Source organism: Kordiimonas lipolytica (assembly GCF_001550065.1).
The window spans coordinates 375435-392968 of sequence record NZ_LRUB01000017.1; the positions used below are offsets into that span (position 1 = coordinate 375435).

22 protein-coding genes are annotated in these 17534 nt (G+C 54.8%); 13 read left to right on the plus strand and 9 right to left on the minus strand.

The window, feature by feature from the left end; all coding sequences use genetic code 11:
- The first annotated feature begins 533 nt into the window (after positions 1–533).
- From KORM41_RS09845 to KORM41_RS09860, 4 genes are all read left to right on the plus strand, one after another.
- Positions 534–1022 carry a hypothetical protein gene (locus tag KORM41_RS09845; RefSeq protein WP_068143915.1) on the plus strand — a complete coding sequence of 163 codons (489 nt, stop codon included), beginning with the start codon at positions 534–536 and terminating at the stop codon, positions 1020–1022.
- Between the two features lies 1 nt (position 1023).
- Positions 1024–1497, plus strand: a complete 474-nt coding sequence (locus tag KORM41_RS09850; RefSeq protein WP_068143917.1) for a DUF4279 domain-containing protein — start codon at positions 1024–1026, stop codon at positions 1495–1497.
- Between the two features lie 12 nt (positions 1498–1509).
- Complete coding sequence (locus tag KORM41_RS09855; RefSeq protein WP_068143919.1) at positions 1510–1755, plus strand: hypothetical protein; 246 nt, start codon at positions 1510–1512, stop codon at positions 1753–1755.
- Between the two features lie 295 nt (positions 1756–2050).
- Positions 2051–2254: a hypothetical protein gene (locus KORM41_RS09860; RefSeq protein WP_068143921.1), complete on the plus strand. Its 204-nt coding sequence runs from the start codon at positions 2051–2053 to the stop codon at positions 2252–2254.
- A gap of 20 nt (positions 2255–2274) precedes the next feature.
- Here the strand turns inward: KORM41_RS09860 and KORM41_RS09865 are convergent, their stop codons facing one another.
- The gene (locus tag KORM41_RS09865) at positions 2275–2892 is read right to left on the minus strand and encodes a TetR/AcrR family transcriptional regulator (protein WP_082719677.1); all 618 of its coding nucleotides are present in this window, start codon (positions 2890–2892) and stop codon (positions 2275–2277) included.
- Between the two features lie 92 nt (positions 2893–2984).
- Between KORM41_RS09865 and KORM41_RS09870 the strand changes: the two genes are divergently transcribed.
- Positions 2985–3464, plus strand: coding sequence for a PaaI family thioesterase (locus tag KORM41_RS09870; RefSeq protein ID WP_068143923.1), 480 nt, complete (start codon positions 2985–2987; stop codon positions 3462–3464).
- 200 nt (positions 3465–3664) lie between these two features.
- Here the strand turns inward: KORM41_RS09870 and KORM41_RS09875 are convergent, their stop codons facing one another.
- A complete protein-coding gene (locus tag KORM41_RS09875) occupies positions 3665–4444 on the minus strand; it encodes an RDD family protein (RefSeq protein ID WP_068143925.1) in 780 nt (259 codons plus the stop codon).
- Positions 4445–4625: 181 nt separating this feature from the next.
- Between KORM41_RS09875 and KORM41_RS09880 the strand changes: the two genes are divergently transcribed.
- Positions 4626–5432, plus strand: coding sequence for a hypothetical protein (locus KORM41_RS09880; RefSeq protein ID WP_068143927.1), 807 nt, complete (start codon positions 4626–4628; stop codon positions 5430–5432).
- 54 nt (positions 5433–5486) lie between these two features.
- Here KORM41_RS09880 and KORM41_RS09885 read toward each other — a convergent pair whose 3' ends face one another.
- Positions 5487–6293: a hypothetical protein gene (locus KORM41_RS09885; RefSeq protein WP_068143929.1), complete on the minus strand. Its 807-nt coding sequence runs from the start codon at positions 6291–6293 to the stop codon at positions 5487–5489.
- A 61-nt stretch (positions 6294–6354) separates the two neighbouring features.
- Complete coding sequence (locus KORM41_RS09890) at positions 6355–7206, minus strand: hypothetical protein (protein WP_068143930.1); 852 nt, start codon at positions 7204–7206, stop codon at positions 6355–6357.
- 309 nt (positions 7207–7515) lie between these two features.
- Between KORM41_RS09890 and KORM41_RS09900 the strand changes: the two genes are divergently transcribed.
- Entirely contained in the window at positions 7516–8625 is a 1110-nt protein-coding gene (locus KORM41_RS09900; protein ID WP_068143934.1) for a c-type cytochrome, read from the plus strand.
- 174 nt (positions 8626–8799) lie between these two features.
- On the plus strand, positions 8800–9579 hold the full coding sequence (locus KORM41_RS09905) for a sterol desaturase family protein (RefSeq protein WP_082719679.1): 780 nt from the start codon (positions 8800–8802) through the stop codon (positions 9577–9579).
- On the opposite strand, the gene KORM41_RS09910 is transcribed toward KORM41_RS09905, so the two are convergent.
- Positions 9576–10613: a GlxA family transcriptional regulator gene (locus tag KORM41_RS09910; RefSeq protein WP_068143936.1), complete on the minus strand. Its 1038-nt coding sequence runs from the start codon at positions 10611–10613 to the stop codon at positions 9576–9578. The genes KORM41_RS09905 and KORM41_RS09910 overlap by 4 nt on opposite strands.
- A gap of 356 nt (positions 10614–10969) precedes the next feature.
- Here KORM41_RS09910 and KORM41_RS09915 point away from each other — a divergent pair, with 356 nt between their 5' ends.
- Entirely contained in the window at positions 10970–11389 is a 420-nt protein-coding gene (locus KORM41_RS09915; protein WP_068143937.1) for a heavy metal-responsive transcriptional regulator, read from the plus strand.
- Between the two features lie 9 nt (positions 11390–11398).
- On the opposite strand, the gene KORM41_RS09920 is transcribed toward KORM41_RS09915, so the two are convergent.
- Positions 11399–11959, minus strand: coding sequence for a hypothetical protein (locus KORM41_RS09920; RefSeq protein ID WP_068143939.1), 561 nt, complete (start codon positions 11957–11959; stop codon positions 11399–11401).
- Between the two features lie 104 nt (positions 11960–12063).
- On the opposite strand from KORM41_RS09920, the gene KORM41_RS09925 reads away from it, so the two are divergent.
- Entirely contained in the window at positions 12064–12522 is a 459-nt protein-coding gene (locus KORM41_RS09925; protein ID WP_231727084.1) for a S26 family signal peptidase, read from the plus strand.
- On the opposite strand, the gene KORM41_RS09930 is transcribed toward KORM41_RS09925, so the two are convergent.
- Positions 12519–13412, minus strand: coding sequence for a LytR/AlgR family response regulator transcription factor (locus KORM41_RS09930; RefSeq protein ID WP_068143943.1), 894 nt, complete (start codon positions 13410–13412; stop codon positions 12519–12521). The genes KORM41_RS09925 and KORM41_RS09930 overlap by 4 nt on opposite strands.
- Positions 13413–13595: 183 nt before the next feature.
- Here KORM41_RS09930 and KORM41_RS09935 point away from each other — a divergent pair, with 183 nt between their 5' ends.
- Complete coding sequence (locus KORM41_RS09935) at positions 13596–14774, plus strand: acyltransferase family protein (protein WP_068143944.1); 1179 nt, start codon at positions 13596–13598, stop codon at positions 14772–14774.
- 64 nt (positions 14775–14838) lie between these two features.
- Here the strand turns inward: KORM41_RS09935 and KORM41_RS09940 are convergent, their stop codons facing one another.
- Positions 14839–15081, minus strand: a complete 243-nt coding sequence (locus tag KORM41_RS09940; RefSeq protein WP_068143947.1) for a hypothetical protein — start codon at positions 15079–15081, stop codon at positions 14839–14841.
- Positions 15082–15300: 219 nt separating this feature from the next.
- Between KORM41_RS09940 and KORM41_RS09945 the strand changes: the two genes are divergently transcribed.
- Positions 15301–15774 (plus strand): Lrp/AsnC family transcriptional regulator, encoded by a 474-nt coding sequence (locus tag KORM41_RS09945; protein ID WP_068143949.1) that lies wholly within the window; start codon positions 15301–15303, stop codon positions 15772–15774.
- Here KORM41_RS09945 and KORM41_RS09950 read toward each other — a convergent pair.
- On the minus strand, positions 15771–16397 hold the full coding sequence (locus KORM41_RS09950; RefSeq protein ID WP_068143950.1) for a TetR/AcrR family transcriptional regulator: 627 nt from the start codon (positions 16395–16397) through the stop codon (positions 15771–15773). The genes KORM41_RS09945 and KORM41_RS09950 overlap by 4 nt on opposite strands.
- Positions 16398–16545: 148 nt before the next feature.
- Here KORM41_RS09950 and KORM41_RS09955 point away from each other — a divergent pair, with 148 nt between their 5' ends.
- Positions 16546–17499, plus strand: coding sequence for a homocysteine S-methyltransferase family protein (locus tag KORM41_RS09955; RefSeq protein WP_068143952.1), 954 nt, complete (start codon positions 16546–16548; stop codon positions 17497–17499).
- The last annotated feature ends 35 nt before the right edge of the window (positions 17500–17534 follow it).

Sequence of the window (17534 nt, forward strand, 5' to 3'; positions counted from 1 at the left end):
TTAGGTCCCGGTTTTGTCCTTTTATTTCCGCGCCTTGAAATAAAATTTCACTTTTTAATCTTTTCCTTGTTGACAATTGCGTGGCGCTTCGGTTAGTGATGCAAATATCGGATGGCCTCAATAGGAGGGGCCTCGAGTATTTAGGATTTTAGGAACATGACCACCCTTTGGAAACAGATGTATGCAGTGAAAGGCGCGCAGTTTATTTGCGTCCGTCTTGCATGCATTCCGGAGGGGAGAGAACTTTAAGCCACCAGGGCTGAAAAGTTGAAAAGGTTCCAAACCCCTCCGAAGCATCGCTCCGGAGGGGTTTTTTGTTGAGCCACCGACTTTGAAGCCCGCAATCAACCCTGACGGAGCCTGATTGAAGCAGACGATAGAAAGACCCGAGTACGGCACGTTTAGAGTTGAATTTGCGAGGACAAGAAATGAACCCCCGGGGTGCGGTAAGCGACCTTTGCCAATCCTCGGGGTCCATAAATTGAAAGAAACATGGCCCGGGATATGCATGGGCAAAATGGTGAGACAGAGACATGACAGCAATTGTTAACATACGGCCCGGCGAGACGGGCGAAGAGCGGTTTAACGAGTTCCGAGAGGGTCAGCCGCTGAAGATTGCTCGCGCACGGCGGGGCTTTGGCGGCTTTATTACGCTCGATTTGGGCGATCCGTGCGAAGCGGATGCGGTCACGGGCGATGCCCAGTGGCAGTGGCATCTGTGGATCTACAGCTGTGACTGGGACCTGTATCTGGATGATGCACGGATTCTGTGGCGGCGTGAAAGCGATACCGCGCGGGCCAGTCACATCCTGTCGAAACTGGAAGGCGAAAGCCTTACTGAGATTGAGCATGACAAGGCAGACGACTGTTTTGTGTTCACCTTTACAGGTGGGTTCCGTCTGCATGTAGACCCGGACTTTTACGGCTATGACGCCGGGGATGACCTGTTCATGCTCTTTAAGCATGGCGAGCGCGATGTGCTCTCCTATTCCCCGAAACGACGTTTTTACAAGGCAGCTTAAGATGACCAGTGCAGCGTATGACATGACCGTAGACCACCCTGATTTCGAGATCAGCGTGAGCCTGGAGATTGATACACAGGAAAGTTCACCCGACGCGGTGACAAAATCCTTGGGCGTCTTTCCAAGTCTTGTCACGCGCAAGGGCGAGCCTGAGGCGCCGGAAGGCGAACACCATAGCGTGCTTACGCACCAGGCGCTCAATAGCCATAATATCTGGCGGCTCGACAGTGGCCTCCCTGCTGCCAACACAACGCTCGCGGACCAGATTGACGCGCTTCTCGACCGCCTGGAAGGCAAGGAAGATGAAGTGCAGAAGTGGGCGGAAGGCGCGCATGTGTTTGTCGCGGCCTATGCTTACCACCGGGTGCCGGTTCTGACCCTGAGCCCTGAACAGATGAGCCGCATGGCGGCGCTTGGGGTGACGTTGGAGGTCGATTTGCATGACCTCACGCATGCCCAGGATAATGATAATTAACGGAGACAGACGATGGAAAAATTTCATGACGTAATGCTGCCGCGGGATGTTGAGCAGTTCGACCTGAAGAAGGGTGCTAAGGGCGCGATCATCGGGTCTGGCCTCACTCACCAGCGTGTCTATACCGCCGAGTTTCCAAGCATTCGTGGCGGTGCTTCCACCCTGCTGGAGCTGGACGCCGACGCGTTCGACAGCCTTGGTGAAGTTGTGGTTGTCGCCGGTTGGCGCCAAAGCGCAAGCCAGATGGGTCATCACTAGATGCCTGCCTTGCTGGCATCACTGAGTGCATTGATTGAGTTTCTTTAGCCCCTGATTCCTCCCCCGGCCTCCCCTTTGGCCATCAGGAATCCCCTGGCGTCGGCATCCTCCCCTTAAACCGGCGCCAATCCTCAGCCCCCTCGCTTCCGCGAAGGGGCTTTTTTTTAGGTTCAGCCAGAGTCCTGTGGCCGATTTGCAGCAGTCAGTTGTGGAGTGAGCTTGGGAAAGCAGATTCCACTTCACCAAATCTTTGCCTCACCGTCGAATGGGCTAAAATGACAATCGGGAGTGGGGAATGCGCGACAAGTTTTTTGATATCGCAGATACGGCGGCCGAAACCTTTGCCAAGCTGGTTTTGTTGCTGCTGTTTGTTGCTTGTACCATTTTCCTGATGGTTGATGCCGCGCCTGTTGGCATCGTTTTCTTCTTTGTTGTGCTTAGCTTTGCCCGCTGGGTTTGGGCGAAGCCGTCCGAGACGGACGATCAATTGGTTGATTGACCCTTCGCGCGTGTTCGGGCCTACACCTTCAATAGAATAGACAGTTCGTCGGCTGCGTCCAGAATAGGGCGGGACGACCTTTCCACGCGCGCGCTAATGAGCGCCCCTTCAAACGCGGACAGAATCAATGTGGCTGTCGCCCGGACCCTGGCACGAGGCCAGTCATGGCTTAACAGCATATCTGTTATGGCTTGTTGCCAGTGCCCGAAAGACGCTTTTGCAACCGGGGTGATGATATCGGAAGTAGGTACTGTCTCAAGAACTGTCGTTGCGACCGGGCAGCCGTCAGTGAAGCCAGACTTTTCCATCCACTGAGACAGCAGCGCCGCATAAGCCTGCACGAAATCGGCCGGACTTTCGGCCGAACCTGCCAGTTCGCGGAAAGTGCGTGTGGCAACCTTGCTGGCGGCCTCAAGGGCCGCGGCGCCAATGGCCTCCTTGCCTTCCGGGAAATAATAATAAAGCGATCCACGCGGCGCGCCGGACCGTTTCAATATTTCTGCTGTTCCGGTGGCGGCATAGCCCTGCTTGCGGAACAATACAGCCGCAGCATGAATAAGGGCAGCCTCATGCTTTGAGCGGTTTTGAGCAGTCTTTTTTCGCTTGGATTCTGGCTTTTCGGCTATGGCGTTGCTCATGGAAAATTCCCGAAATTTGACTCTTGGGCTTGACTTTGGTTAAAAGTTATACAGATCAGTCTATATAATCAACAATTATCGAGGATGGAAAAATGACACAGGAAGCAGTTGGCAGCGAAGCCGGATACCAGCATGGAGCCAGAGAAGCGGTAGAGATGGTAGCTGAACGCACCGTTGCGACAACGGAAACGATGCGAGCTATCGTGCAGGTTTCACCCTTCACGCGCTGGACCGGGTGTGAAGTTCTGACGTGCGAGGAGGGCGTGTGCGAAGTACGGATGCCTTTTCGGAAAGACCTGACGCAGCATCATGGCTTTGTCCATGGCGGGATCATCGGTTTCCTGTCAGACAATGTCTCGGCTGCTGCTGCCGCGAGCGTTGTGGGCGATGTTGTGACTGCCGACTATAGCGTCAAATTGCTTGCCCCGGGAATTGGTGATGAGTTTATGGCGCGGGGTGAGGTTGTAAAAGTCAACAAGAGGCTGGTGGCTGTCGAGAGCCGCGTTTTCGCGGTAAGTGACGGAAAACAAAAGTTGATTGCCGTCGGGGCGGCTACTATTTTACCAGTATAAAATAAACTTTTAATTGTTTTTTGTTCCCAAGGCAGGCGGGAACGCCTATGGTTATTTCTTGTCGAGAACTGGTTTTGGGGGATGACTTATGTCGGACGGGACAGGCACGCGACGCGAGAAACTAACTATATCGACCATTCTGTGGGCGCTTTTGACCGCCCTGTTCTTTTCGGCTGCTTTCTATCTTGGCGAAGGATAGATCACGAGATGCGCTGAAATTCCGTGGCGGCCATCAAGTCGCCGATCAAGGTTGATTTCGAACCCTTCGCATTTACATGGAAAATGGCGCGAAAGTCGTCTGCTTTCTTTGCGATGTTGGGGTCCGTATTGTCTGGAAGGCCTACATCATTCGGAAGTAGCATCATCTGGCTGCTGCCGTAAGCATTGCAGGCAAAATAGGTTCCCCAGAAGCTGCTTTCTTTCTCCACCAGCTTGATGCCCAGGGCCTTCTCCAGGTCGTGGCGGGCGTCGCCAATTTCGGCCTGGCGTGTGCCAAATATCATTTCCTGCTCATCCGCTTTTTTCCCCTCTTTGGGTTCAGATGACGGCGCCTGAATGGGGTGATCCACGGTCTTCTTCATCTTGAGGCGCAGGCCAAAAATGGGGTCGAAGGGCGCGTGATCCTGCAGGAACAATTTCAGCGGCAGGTGGAAGCTGATAATGATAACCCCGAAGGGAAAGAAATACAGGCCCCTGGCCAGGGAGGCCCAGCTGACAGGGGCTGCGCCGCCTTTCGTGACACGGTAGCCCAACAGGCGGGCACCGATTGTGCTTCCATGCATCATCAGTGCCGGCAAGGCAAACAGAAGGGCATTAAGCGCCACAATCATGGTGAAGTCAAAGCCGGTCAAGACATCGGGCTTGCGGTCAAAAACCAGTTTGAACAGGCCAAATACACCAATGAACCCGATAACTGCATCAATCGCGAAGGCGGATACCTGCCCAAACCAAGGCGCTTCCCTCAAAACTGTCTTTTTCACCGCCACCCCTACAGTCTACATCTTTACCTGCATTCTTTAGCGCAGGCTTGTATTTATCCCTCTACAGCATAATGAGTGTTTTGTTAACACGAATTGACATCCTGTATCGCTTTGATTTCATGATCGCAAAAGCGTGGGCGTGATAGTAACGTGCGGTGATATACGGGAGAGGGAAACTGGAATGACAGGACATAGTGGTAAGGCCAATGCAGAAGGCATGGTTTCACTGATACTGCGCGACGCCGGGCGACTGTTTGCTCGTGTGTGGAGTCGGGCTGTCATCGTCTGTTTTGTGATGGTCTTCTCCCTTTTGGCCATCGGCGGCGTGCTTCAATTGTTTGGCGTTCCGATTTTTGAGGTTCAGCCCGAACCCGGCTGGCGGTTTGATATCTTTCTTTTCAATTGGTTGGGGTGGCTGCTCAACTATCTCGCATATATGGTTCTAGTGGGAAAAATGCTGGCCGGGAATAGCCGGGCCGGGAAGATACCTAATGGCCTGATGGTGCGCGCCGGGGTGCCGGTGTTTATGCTGATGGCAATGCCAAGTGCGTTCGTATCCACCTGGATGCCTGACGGGGATTTGACGCGCGAATATATCATTATGATGGTGCCTCAAAGCCTCTTTGACGTGTCGCTTTCTGTCATTGCACTTTTTTGGTTTTTAAGGCGCCTGGCGCGCCGGGCAGATGGGTTGGCCAGTCCAGATTGGCGCGAAATGCCCACCAGAGTTTCACTCACGCTGGTGATCTTGCTCGCGGGTTTTCTGATCGGGTCTGAACTGTTGTACACAGCACTTGGAAGCATCGAGTGGCAGGTCATGACAGGTAGCGACGACCTTTCTGCCATCATGGGGCTCGTGGCCTTGATCGGGGCGATTGTAGCGCTTTACCTGAATGTGATTGTTACCCCCAGCTTGATTGCGGCTTGGTACCGCAACCTGCCGTCTGTGAAGGCAAGCAGCAGCGGGATCAAGGAAATATTCGCATAGGCGGCTTACAGCTGCTCTTGTGCTGAAGCGCAGGACCGGTTCCGGAGAAACCCATTAATGCCCCAGCGTCTTGCGCTCCAGCGGGCCCAGATAATAGGTCGGGTCAATGCCTCGGGCTGAAAGGAAAGCGGCCAGTTCGCCACTGTCTCTCAGTGTTTTGATGCGGGCATTGATGCGGGCAATCATGTCCTCGTTTTCCACTGTGCGGTGGCAAACAATGGCAATGTTGTCGTCATTGATAGTGAAAGACGGATTGTAGGGTGGCATCGGCTTGCCAAGTTCGCGGAAGACAAAAAGCACATCCGGCATATAGGCGATCATCAACTCAACTCTGCCGCTGATCAGAAGCTCGGCTTTGCCTTTCTCGTCATTGACCGGAATGAAGGATGCGCCAAAACCGTCCAGCAGGCGTGGGACTTCCGCCCCCATTGGGTAGGCGATCACCCTGTCTGTCACATCTGCTTTTTGAGAAACCGCTGGCGTGTCATACCGGGAAAAAATATGGGCCACGCTGCGGAGCATGAAATAACTTTCCACGAGTCCGGACGTATCATCGACGATTCCGGTGGCGGCCATATAGTTCAATGTGCTGGGATAGTGGCAACCCGTTTTGTCCTGGGCAAATATCCGGTTCGCGCGGCGGTAAGGCACGATGTCGTAGCGCGGGGTGCGGGCAATTTCATCCAGAACCAGGTGCGCCAGATCATTATAGAAACCTGTACCATCTTCAGCGAGCGTCATGCCCCAGGCAGTGGCATAGATTTTCCCTGCCTTTTTTTGGGCGTCATCGGCCTGCTGTGCCGATACGTCTACCGTTAGGGTAAGGAAAAGGAATGCTGAGATAAGTCTCGTTACAATCATAAACGGTCCAGTTGCGACCCCAATATTCATGATAGGCCAACAGGGCTTGGCAGGCAATGGTTTAAGGTTTTGGCTGCGGCAGGTAGCTTGCTGCATCAAGGCGGTTTTCCAGCATCAGGGCGTGTGCCTTGCCGCCCTCAAGGACAGCCATGGCGTGGGTGTTAAAGGCTGCCAAAAAGGCCCTGTTTTTGGGTGTGTCGTGGCAGGTGACGCGTGCCAGCGTATTGTTCAGCTCATACTCCGGGTTGAACGGGGGCAGGGGTTTCTGCATGGCCTCAAACACAAACTTGGCATCGGGCATTGCAGCTGTCATCAGGTCAACCCTGCCTGACAACAGCATCCTCGCTTTGTCACTTTCGTTGGCGACCGCGATGAAGTCCGCATTGGCGCCGCGAAGGAAAAAGGGCACCCGTGATCCCATGGCATAGGCGACGGATCGGTGATCGACGTCGTGAGCACTGGCCGGTGGGGCGGTTCCTGGCGGGGAGAAAACATAGACCTTTACGTTGAGTATTCCTCTGGTATCGATCAAGCCATCGGCGGAAGAAATTTCACCACCATCCATCAGGAGGTCGATGTTGCTGGGATAGAGGCAACTTTCAGTGTTCCGGTAAAACAAGGCCTTGGCACGCCTGTAGGGCAGGATGTCATACTGTACCGGTGTTTCCAAACCGTCCAGGAACAGCCTGATCAGCTCGTTGTAAAAACCCGACCCATCCTCCGACAGCGTCATTCCCCAGGCGGTCCCATAAATCTGAACACCGCCTTCCGCAACCTCAAAGGGCAGGGGCTTTATGTTCTGAGGCTGTTTGGTCGGGGCGATGATATTTCCGGATTGTCCCTTCAAGAATAGCATGACAGCGGCAGCACCCAGAAGGATGGCTATGGTCCATGTCAGTGATGTCTTTTTCATAGGAGCTCCGGTGCAACTGAAGCGTCAGTATATCAGAGGACAGCGTTCAGGGGGAAGCGCTAGTGTCCTTCGGGCAGGTGAGATACAGGGCGGAGTTATGGCCGTAGCCTTAATAGAGATGGGTAAGGCAGACTTGGGTTGGATTGCCAACTATTTGCCTCCGAATAGGCACAGGTTAGCGCAAGTGCCATTGACCGACGTTCAGCCCTTCTTCTATGTGGATGTATATTAGAATTGGCACAATTGCCCAATCGGCCCAGATAATTATGTCCAGATAACTTTAATGGCATTTTGAGAAGGAAGCGCTGGATGGCGTCTATTGCACGAATGATGGTAGTGAAATCTTTGGGGCTTGCCCTGTTGCTGTCCTTTTGGGACCCGTCATCTTACGCACAGGACCATGAAACGATCCCACCTCCGCGTAAGCTGACAACAGAGCTGAGCGAGCGGGCCGCTGCTAATTATCAACGATACTGCGCCCTTTGCCACGGGGCGAACCGCGAAGGCTATGCCAACGACCATGCGCCCTCCCTAAGAAGTGAAAGCCTGTTCCAGTCAGGCGTGCCGCACGCGGTCCTTAGGCCGCTTTCATATGGGCGCGAAGGCACCGCCATGGGCGGTTACCTTGATGAGGTTGGCGGTCCGCTGACGCTGGATGAAACATGGGATCTGACATATTGGCTTTTTTGGGAATCCGGCGTCGACCGCGTGAAGCTTTCAACCAACCCTGTGCACGGCGACATCCGGCGCGGCAAAGTGGTGTATCAAGAAAACTGTGCCAGCTGCCACGGTGTGAACGGCGAGGGCGTGAATGCCCCGGCGCTTGGGAACCAGTCTGCGCTGGCGCACAATACAGACGAGTTTATCCGATATGCCATCCGCTATGGCCGCAATGGCACCCCAATGCCTGCCTGGGGTGAAACCCTGTCCGACGCGGATATTGATAATGTCACCGCCTTTCTGCGCAGTCGTGCCAGCGGTTGGAGCATGCAGAAACCTGTGCTCAAGGCGATGCCCGCGCCAGATGAATATGTCATCAACCCGGATGGTGAAGACCCGGATTTTGACCTGACAGAGGGGCGGTATGTTTCCGCCACAGACCTGCTTGCAGCAATGCAGGGCAAGAAGCGCATGGTGCTTTTGGATACACGGGTTACGTCCGTGTGGCAGCGAGTGCATCTGGAAGGCTCCATCCCCATCCCCTATTATACCAACTTCGATGAGCTGGCCGACCAACTGCCGAAAGACGTGCAGATTGTGGCTTATTGTTCCTGCCCGCGGGCTGCCGCCGACCATGTGGTCAACAAGCTTAGGCGCCGTGGGTATGAAAACACAGCTGTGCTCTATGAGGGCATTTTCGGATGGATGAATATGGGCTATCCGGTGATGCGCGGAGATTTTGAAGTCGCGGCGGACTAGGGGCGGCACGGCGATTGCGTTAGCAACCAAGATCCTGTCTACCCGTACATTCCCTCAGGGGAGCTGAGTATTATTGGCATATTTGACCCGAAAGTGACATTTTGGACACTTCGCGGTTGAAGGTCTTTCCGGCATTGTCCCGCTGTTTCTAGTAAAGACAGCGAAAGGACAAATATGTTGGAACTAATAATTTTGGGCACCTTTGCCCTCCTGGCGGTGGTCGAGATGGTTCGGCCCCGTCAACACTATGCGGCGTCGCCTTTTTGGCGTACTCGTGGCGCCATCGGGTTCATACTGTATCTGGCCGTCGGTACATTTGCCCCTTTTCTTTGGGATGATGTGCTGGCAAGTCACCGGCTCTTCGACCTGACAACTCTGCCGGTCTGGCAGCAGGCGTTAATCGGTTTTCTGGTTGCGGAACTGGTTGGATACAGCTGGCACCGCAGCATGCACACCTCCAATTTCCTGTGGCGCGCTTTCCACCAGATGCACCATTCAGCAGAGCGGTTTGATATCTGGGGTGCCTTCTATTTCAGCCCGCAGGACATGGTGGGTTTCACATTCTTTGGCAGCCTGGCGCTGGTCGGCATTGTGGGTATCGGCGGTGAGGCAGGACTGGTCGTGAACCTCACGCTCCTGTTCCTGACAGCGTGGCAGCACATGAATATCAAGACGCCTCACTGGATGGGATATATCATCGTGCGGCCGGAATCTCATTCAGTGCATCATGCGCGTGGCGTGCACAAATATAATTATTGCGACGTGCCGCTGATCGACATGCTGTTCGGCACCTTCCGGAACCCGAAAGAGATCATTCCTGAGGCGGGTTTCTATGACGGCGCGTCGCTTGAGGTCCCGAAGATGATCGCGGGCTTCGATGTGTTATCCAGCTACGCGGGGCCGAGCCCGGCGAATACAGCACGCGCAAGCGAAGCGACAGCGGGGCGGGCCTAGGCCAACTGGGCCATAGGTTTCCCCAGATTACGGATGGCTTGGTATTTTTGCCGGTATTTTGCGGGTGAAACCCCGGCCATCCGTTTGAAAAGACGGCGGAAAAAAGCCGAATCCTCATACCCGACAGCCGCGCTGATCTCCTCCACGCTCTGAAGCGTGGTTTCCAACAGTTGCTTGGCTTCCTCTACTCTTACGGTCTGAACATAGGCCACAGGCTTCATGCCAGTGGCGCTGGTGAAGCGGCGTTTGAAAGTGCGTTCGGCCAAACCGGACTTTTCAATCATTCGGGTCACTGGTTGTGGTGCATGGTAATTGTCTGCAATCCAGGACTGGCATTCACTGATGACGGCATCATCATGCTCCCTTTTGGGTGCTGGCCCGGTGAAAGGCAATTGGCCGTCGGCCCTGTCGCCAAGCAGGTAGATTTTCGCTGTTTGGGATGCTGCTTCATAGCCGAAGAAGCGCTTGATCAGATAGAGGCACAGTTCCATCCAGGACGAGGAACCACCTGTTGTTATAATGCTCTCGTCGTCCATCGCGCAGGAGAAGATAAGGTCAGGCTTCAGCTTGACGTTTGGGTATGCTGTTTCGAACAGTGCTGCCCCGGCCCAGTGGGTTGTGGCCACACGGCCATCCAGAAGCCCTGCTTCCGCGAGAAGCGCCGCGCCAGTGCACACCGAACAGATGTTGGCGCCCCGGGCGTGTTGTTCGCCAATCCAGCGTGCGCTTGCTTGCCAGTGCTCGGTATCGCGGAAGTCATCGCCAAGCAGGAAGTCAGGCGCAATGATCACGCTGCCCGGGGGCAGGTCTTCCAGGCCTGCTTCCGGCATGATCGGTATTTTTCCAACACAGGTAAAAACGCCCTTGATAGGCGAGGCGATGCGGACATCGAAGCCGTCAATATGGGTATCCTCTCCTGTCAGGGCTGTCCACATGCTGCCTACGGAATCCAGAATTTCATACAGACAGTAGAGCACCGAGCCCGTGGTTTCGGGTAGCGCAACGATATCTATCCGCGGTTTCACAATAGTCATCTTTTCTTCCTACGTGGCATAAAGGGACCGAAAATGTCATTTGAGACACTTAATTGATTGGCGGCGATTTGGCAAGGTGTCAGGTATTGAGCGACAAGCAGCCCGGCCAGGCATTGCGGGCCGCTTGTCTTTCATGCCTTGCAGCCTCGCAAGCAAGGACGGATCAGTTGGGGGATGTCTTCCTGACTGGTGTCGGGTGATGCTCCTCCCACACTAACCCCACAATCCACCCCGGCTGGTCCGTCCTTTTCAAGGTAGAGTGCACCAGCCCAAGGTTGGGGAAAACAATAGGGCTTGACCTTGTAGTAAGCTTTAAGGTGTATGATTGATGCCGACTCAAGAAAAAGGAGTGCGGCATGGCAGGCATGACCATCGGGGAATTGGCTAAATCGACAGGCATCGGCGCAGAAACCATACGCTACTATGAACGCAGCGGTTTTTTACCGGCGCCGGACCGGATGCCGTCAGGCTATCGGGTGTATGGTGGTGACGCTCAAAAACGTGTGCGCTTCATCAAGGAAGCGCAGGCGCTCGGCTTTACGCTGAATGAGATCAAGGAGCTGTTTTCGCTTACTGACGACCCTGAAGCTGATTGCGCCAGTGTGAACGCCCGCGCCCGCGCCAAGCTTGAGGAGATCAATGAAAAGCTGAGGAAGCTGAAGCTGATGAAAAAGAGCCTGGAGCGGCTCTCTGACTATTGCCCGGCAGATGAGCATCCGCTTACGGAATGCAGCATCATCAACTATCTGTACGGCAAATCAGGCCTCGATGGCTAAATCGCGTCGTCAGCGGCCCAACTGGCGTTTGGCGGTGGCCCTAAGGGCAATGTAATTGTCCTGGTTTTCTTTTGCGATGCTGGCGCAGTAGGCTTGGGTGGTCATGTTCCCTCGTTCTTTCGTTTCCCGCCGCTCGGCAATGGATGTTGCAAATTCGAAGGCGTAGATGTCCTGGCCCAGGTCACTGATGAAGGTCCTGACGTCTTCTGGGCTCATATCGCCAAACTTGGACCATTCGGTCTCCTCATAGTGTGCAATGATGATTTCGCTGAGGTTCTTGAGCGCCAGCTCATTCAGGATCGGCATATTCACGTTCAGTTCGTGGCGCCTGCACATATGCACATAGGAACGGAACCGGGCGGGCCCCAAAGCGTTGTGATACAGCGGATGGTTGGTTTTGCGCACCGCAAGCCATTTATCCAGCGACCAGGTCCTGAGGGCCGCCAGGTCCTCGTTTTCGGCCTCAAAAAGTGGGTCTGGTATCGGGAAGCTTGGTGTGTCTTGCGCTGCCAGCCCCTGGCCGCAGGCCATCAGGAATAGGGCGCAGAGAACGAGCCTGAAATCAAACATGTCTTGTTTCCTTTGTTTGGCCCGATTTTGGCGGTTTTCTTCTTTGGTGCAACCGTTAAGATGCGGCGTGAGAGAGGAAAATTACCACGATGATAGCTGCGTTTATGACACTATGGCTTGCTGCGGCCCCGCCCGCGGACTGTGCTCCTGTTGAAAAAGAGATCCACGGCACGTCCCTTGAAGGGCAGTTGATGCCTGGCCAGAAAGTGATGGCGGTGCCACCTGGCTGCCGGGACATGCAGCGGATGGATTTTGTGATCTTCACTTCAAGCGAGAGTGTCAATCTGGTGATCAAGCAAATCTGGGGTATGCCTGGGGATATACTGTCGGTCGATGACAAAGGCTATGTGTATGTCAATGGCGAGCATGTGCTGACGCCGTTTGATAAGCCCTACCGGTTGAACCCCTATTTCAAGCGCAAGCTGAAGAAGTTTGAGGGCGAACTGCATGACTATCTTTTGATGGGGCATCCGGGCAGCCTTGATAGCGGCAGGGTCGGGCCCATTGCCTATAAGGACATTGTTGGAATCGTGGAAAAGGAAGAAGGCCGCGCGCGGCCTTAAGGATTGATTGCCGAAAGCTGGCTCCGGTACCGTCGGCTGGCCGGCACGATTGAGCCATCACGGAGGCTGATCTCGGCGTCGCCGTCTGACTTGGGCTTCACAGACGTGATGCTTTCGGCATTGACGGCATATGACCGATGCACACGAATGACATTCAGCCCCGCTTCGGAAAGCTGGCTTTCCAGCCGTGCCATGCTCAGGCGCACAAGATGCATGGTGCTGCCTGCATACAGTTCCACATAATTGCCGGCGGCCTTGGCATAGAGGAAATCTGACGGCTTTATCCAGATCAGCTCGCTGCCGCATTTGAAGGCGAGGCGCTTTTCCGGCGTGTGGCTGGTGCCTTCCTTCAGGGCTTGTTCGCGCCGGACCAGTGCCTGTACGAGATACATGAGCGACACGAACAGGATATAGGTCACGACATCCTTGCGGTATTCATAAAGGGCATCCCGCCAAACCACGTCGAGGAAGCTATAGTTTTTCCCAAGCAGGCCCCAGAAGATCAGTTTCCTGAGGAATACCATGCCTGCCACGTGAATAGCAGAAAAGGCAATGCTGAGCCCCAAGTGCGCGAGCACGGCTTTCTTCATGCCGTCTGCATCAAGCGGCAGCCGACGCACAAACCAGCTGACGACAGGAAACAGCAGAATGATGAAAACGGCGCTTGTAGCTTCGGTAATCCAGGGGATGTATGTGTCAAGCTCATCGCCGCGGCGGTCTGCGTCCGTCAGGATCGACAGGGCATTGACTGCCACAATCACCAGCGTGACCAGCGAGACCACGCCCCACAGGAAGCGTTCGTTCCAGCTGGGAAGGCAGTCATTGTAGAATTTCCGAAGCCCTTTCATGCCTGCCACTATATCGCCGCGGGCCATGTCGCGAAACTGCAAAGCAAAGCGTCTTGTCCCGAATATGCCGCCGCTCGTCCCAGGACGGCGGCTACTAGGCCCTTGAGCCGCATAAGAAAGCCGCCGCTCGTCCCACCGGTGCGGTGGTTCGCGTCAGGCCATCTGGCCGTTTCGGAGGTGTCATGATTTTCTGTGCGAACCCGAATAAAACGACGCGAGGAAAAAATGACAAACTCAATAAACACCCGGCGGCACGACCTGGACTGGCTCAGGGTTATCGCCTTCGGCCTGCTGATTTTTTATCATGTGGGCATGTATTATGTAACGTGGGGATGGCACGTAAAAAGCCCCTATGAAAGCGACTTCCTTGAGCCTGCCATGATGCTGCTCAACCCATGGCGTCTGTCGCTCCTGTTTGTGATTTCTGGTATTGCAGTTCGTTTCGCTGCGGACAAGGCAAGTGCGGGCAGCTTCGCCTGGTCGCGCCTGAAACGGCTGACAGTTCCATTCTTTTTCGGTGCTTTCGTGATCGTCGCGCCGCAGACCTATTTTGAATTGCTGCGCGTAGGCGCAATTGAGCCCGGATACTGGGATTTCTACACGGGGTATGTGGATCTTGACCAGCGCTGGCAGGTGTTCACGCCCACCTATAATCATCTTTGGTATGTGCTTTATGTGCTGATCTATACGCTCCTTGTCATTCCGCTGCTGCCCCTGATGCGGGGGCTGAAGGCGGGCGTGCGCCTGCAGCAGCTGATGCAGACACCGCTGGTTCTGGTCGTGCCTGCGCTTTTGTTTGTGCTGTACCGTTTCACAACTGACGTAACCTGGCCGGAAACGCACGATATTCGCGGTGATTGGGGTGCCCATATTCGCTACTTCAGCTATTTTGTCGTGGGTTTGTTGGTTGCCAAAAGTGACGCTTTCTGGACCGGGATTGCCCACCAATGGAAATTGTCGCTTGGGCTTGCTGTTGTCGGTGGCGCGACGCTTTCGCTTGTTTGGGCCAATTGGGATATGCTCGACGTTGATGGTGTCTTCATGCAGTTGGCGCGCGCGGCCCGTATTTTCTATATCTGGTGGGTCATTTGTGCACTCTTTGGTGCCGCACAGCGCTATCTGAACCACCCAAGTCAGACGCTCAGCTATCTCACGGAAGCGGTATTCCCATACTATATCCTGCACCAGACGGTCATCATCGTGATCGGTGTGGCGGTGGCTCCTTACCTGCTCGGCGCCGTGCCTGAGTTTCTTCTTGTCACGTTTGGGACCATCGGCGCATGCATGCTGCTCCATGAGTATGTCATCCGCCGTGTCGGGTTGCTGCGGCCGCTTTTTGGCCTGAAGCCGAAAGCGGCGAGCCCGGTTGGCAGGCCTGCAATGGTCAAGGCCCAGACGATCTGAGGGTTAACGAGAAGCGGCGCAGCCACTATGGCCGCGCCGCTACATAATCGGTGTATCCATGATGTTATGCCGCCAGTTTTTGTGCCCGCAGCACGAGGGTTTCAATTCGTGCGCTTTTCACAGTGATAATCTGACGTACCTTGTTCAGAAGCACGCCGGCTGAATGATCGTCCATGTCCGAGCAATCAAGCTCAATCCACTGGAAGCCTTCTTCCGTCATCCGGGCGGAAACGGTGTCGCAATCCTGACCGCGGATCGAGAAAAGCTCCAGCACGCGCGACAGGGTGTTCGGGTCATATTCCGCCATGACGGAAAAACGGGTTCGGGTATTTCCTCGCAATACCATGACTTGGGTCTCCACTAAAAAACGCCGCCCCCGCCCGACTAATCGGGCCCTTCTGGGGTGCGGCTTTGTGTCTAAGATGTGATTAATTTAGCCCAAGAGGTGCGAGAAAAGGTTCCTATTGTCGCAGGTTTAGCATATAAAGTGAGAAAATTTCTCATTTAATAATGGCAAATCGAAACTATGGCCGACAATATTGACGATCTTGACGCACGTATCCTGAATTTGCTGCAGGAAGACGCGCGAATCCCGCTGGTGGACCTGGCCGAAAAAGTCGCCTCAAGCCGCTCGGCCGTTTGGCGCCGTATCCAGAAAATGGAAGAGGCTGGCGTGATTGCCAGACACACCGTGATCCTGGATGCCGAAAAGGCGGGGCTTGGCGTCTTGGTGTTTGCGCAGGTGAAGATGCATGCCCACAGTCGGGATGTGTTGCCGGATTTCATGGAAAAGGTGCGCGGTTTTCCCGAGGTGATCGAATGCCACACGCTGATGGGGGATATCGATTTTATCCTGAAGGTACGGGTCAGGGACGTTCAGGCCTATGAAGAGTTCTTCTGGAACCACTTGTCGCAGATCGACGGCGTGCGCGAGATCAATAGTTCCATTGCCCTGACGGCCGTGAAAAACACCACCAAGCTGCAGGTGACGGCGAATTAATCGTTTGGTCTGAACACGCGTTCCAGATAGTCGCGGTATAGCGCAACCTGCTGCGGCAGGACCGATTTTTCGCCCAAAGAGCGCGACACAACGATGCCGCCTTCAATGAGCGTGGTCAGGAGGTCGGCCATCACATCCATATCCACCTCGCCTTTTGGCGGGTATTTTTCTGCAATCGCTTCCAGACGGTCCCGGAACAGGTCCCGCCATTCCAGAATGCCCTGTTTGTTCAGGTCATGGATTTCCTTGTTGAACAGCTGATACTGGTAGGTGCAGGAGGCGATCAGGCAGCCGGGGTGTGTTTTCGGCAGGTCACGCAGCATGTCTGTGAGGCCGTCGATCATATGCAGGAACTGCTCAAGCGGGTCGTCGGTGGCCGCGTCTGCGGCTTCAAACAGGTCCGCAAAGGCCTTGTTGTCACGCTCCAGATAGCGAAGATACATATGCTTCGCCAGCTCCGCCTTGTCCTTGAAATGATAAAAGAAGCCGCTTTTGGTGATACCAGCGGCTGCGATCAGTTCATCAATACTGGTGGCGGCGAAGCCTTTTTCCAGGACGGACTGTTCCGCAAGTTCAAGGATCAGGTCTCGTTTTGACTGTTTCTGTTCTGTCACAGGCCCCATTCCGTGTGTCAAAAAACATATAAATCAATGGCTTGGCTTTACTGTACCATAAGTACACTAGCCCGCCCATGACCAAATAAAGATAGTGGCCGCGAACGGGCGCCATGGTTGGACGCCTGAAAACTAAAAACAGACGCGAGGAAAAACCATGACCAATAGCAATCTGCCAAATGCTGGCGAGCTGATTTATCTGACAGACAGCGGGCTTGAAACCACGCTGATTTTCCATGAAGGATGGGATCTGCCGTATTTTGCGGCGTTTGACCTTCTGAAAACAGAAAAGGGCCAAAAGGCGCTTCAGGCTTATTACATGCGCCACGGTGAAATCGCGATCGACCAGGGGCGCGGCTTTTTGATGGAAGGCCCAACCTGGCGCGCGAGCGCTGACTGGGGCGACAAGCTGGACTATTCAGCTGACGCACTGGCTGCCGCCAATCGTGCTTCGATCGATCTGATGAATGACGTGCGCAGGACATTGCAGGCACACGCGGATATCCCTGTGTTGGTCAGCGGCTGCATCGGGCCGCGCGGTGACGGCTATGTGGCCGGCGAGGTGATGTCGGCTGAGGAGGCGCGTACCTACCACCAAGCTCAAGCCGATGCGTTCATGGAGGCCGGGGCGGATATCATCGGTGCCATCACCATGACCAATATTCCGGAAGCAACAGGCGTGGCCCTTGCCGCAAAAGAGGCCGGGATGCCGGTTGCCATCTCCTTCACCGTTGAAACCGACGGTCGGCTGCCAAGCGGTGATGCCCTCAAGGCTGCCATTGCGGCAGTGGATGCGGCAACAGGTGCCTATCCGGCCTATTATATGATCAACTGCGCCCACCCGGAGCATTTTGGCCATGTGCTGGAAGCGGATGCCGCCTGGATGAAGCGCATCGGCGGCCTTCGGGCCAATGCATCGCGCTGCAGTCATGCAGAACTTGATGAAGCCGAAGAGCTGGACGACGGCAACCCCGAAGAATTGGGCCAGCAATATCGGGCGCTTCTTGAAATCTTCCCGCAGATCAAAGTGCTGGGCGGATGCTGTGGCACCGATCACCGTCATATCGCCAGCATCGCGAAGGCGTGTGCGTCTCTTTCAAAGGCAGCATAAAGGCGCGCGCGGCATTCTTGATGTCGCCCCCGGGC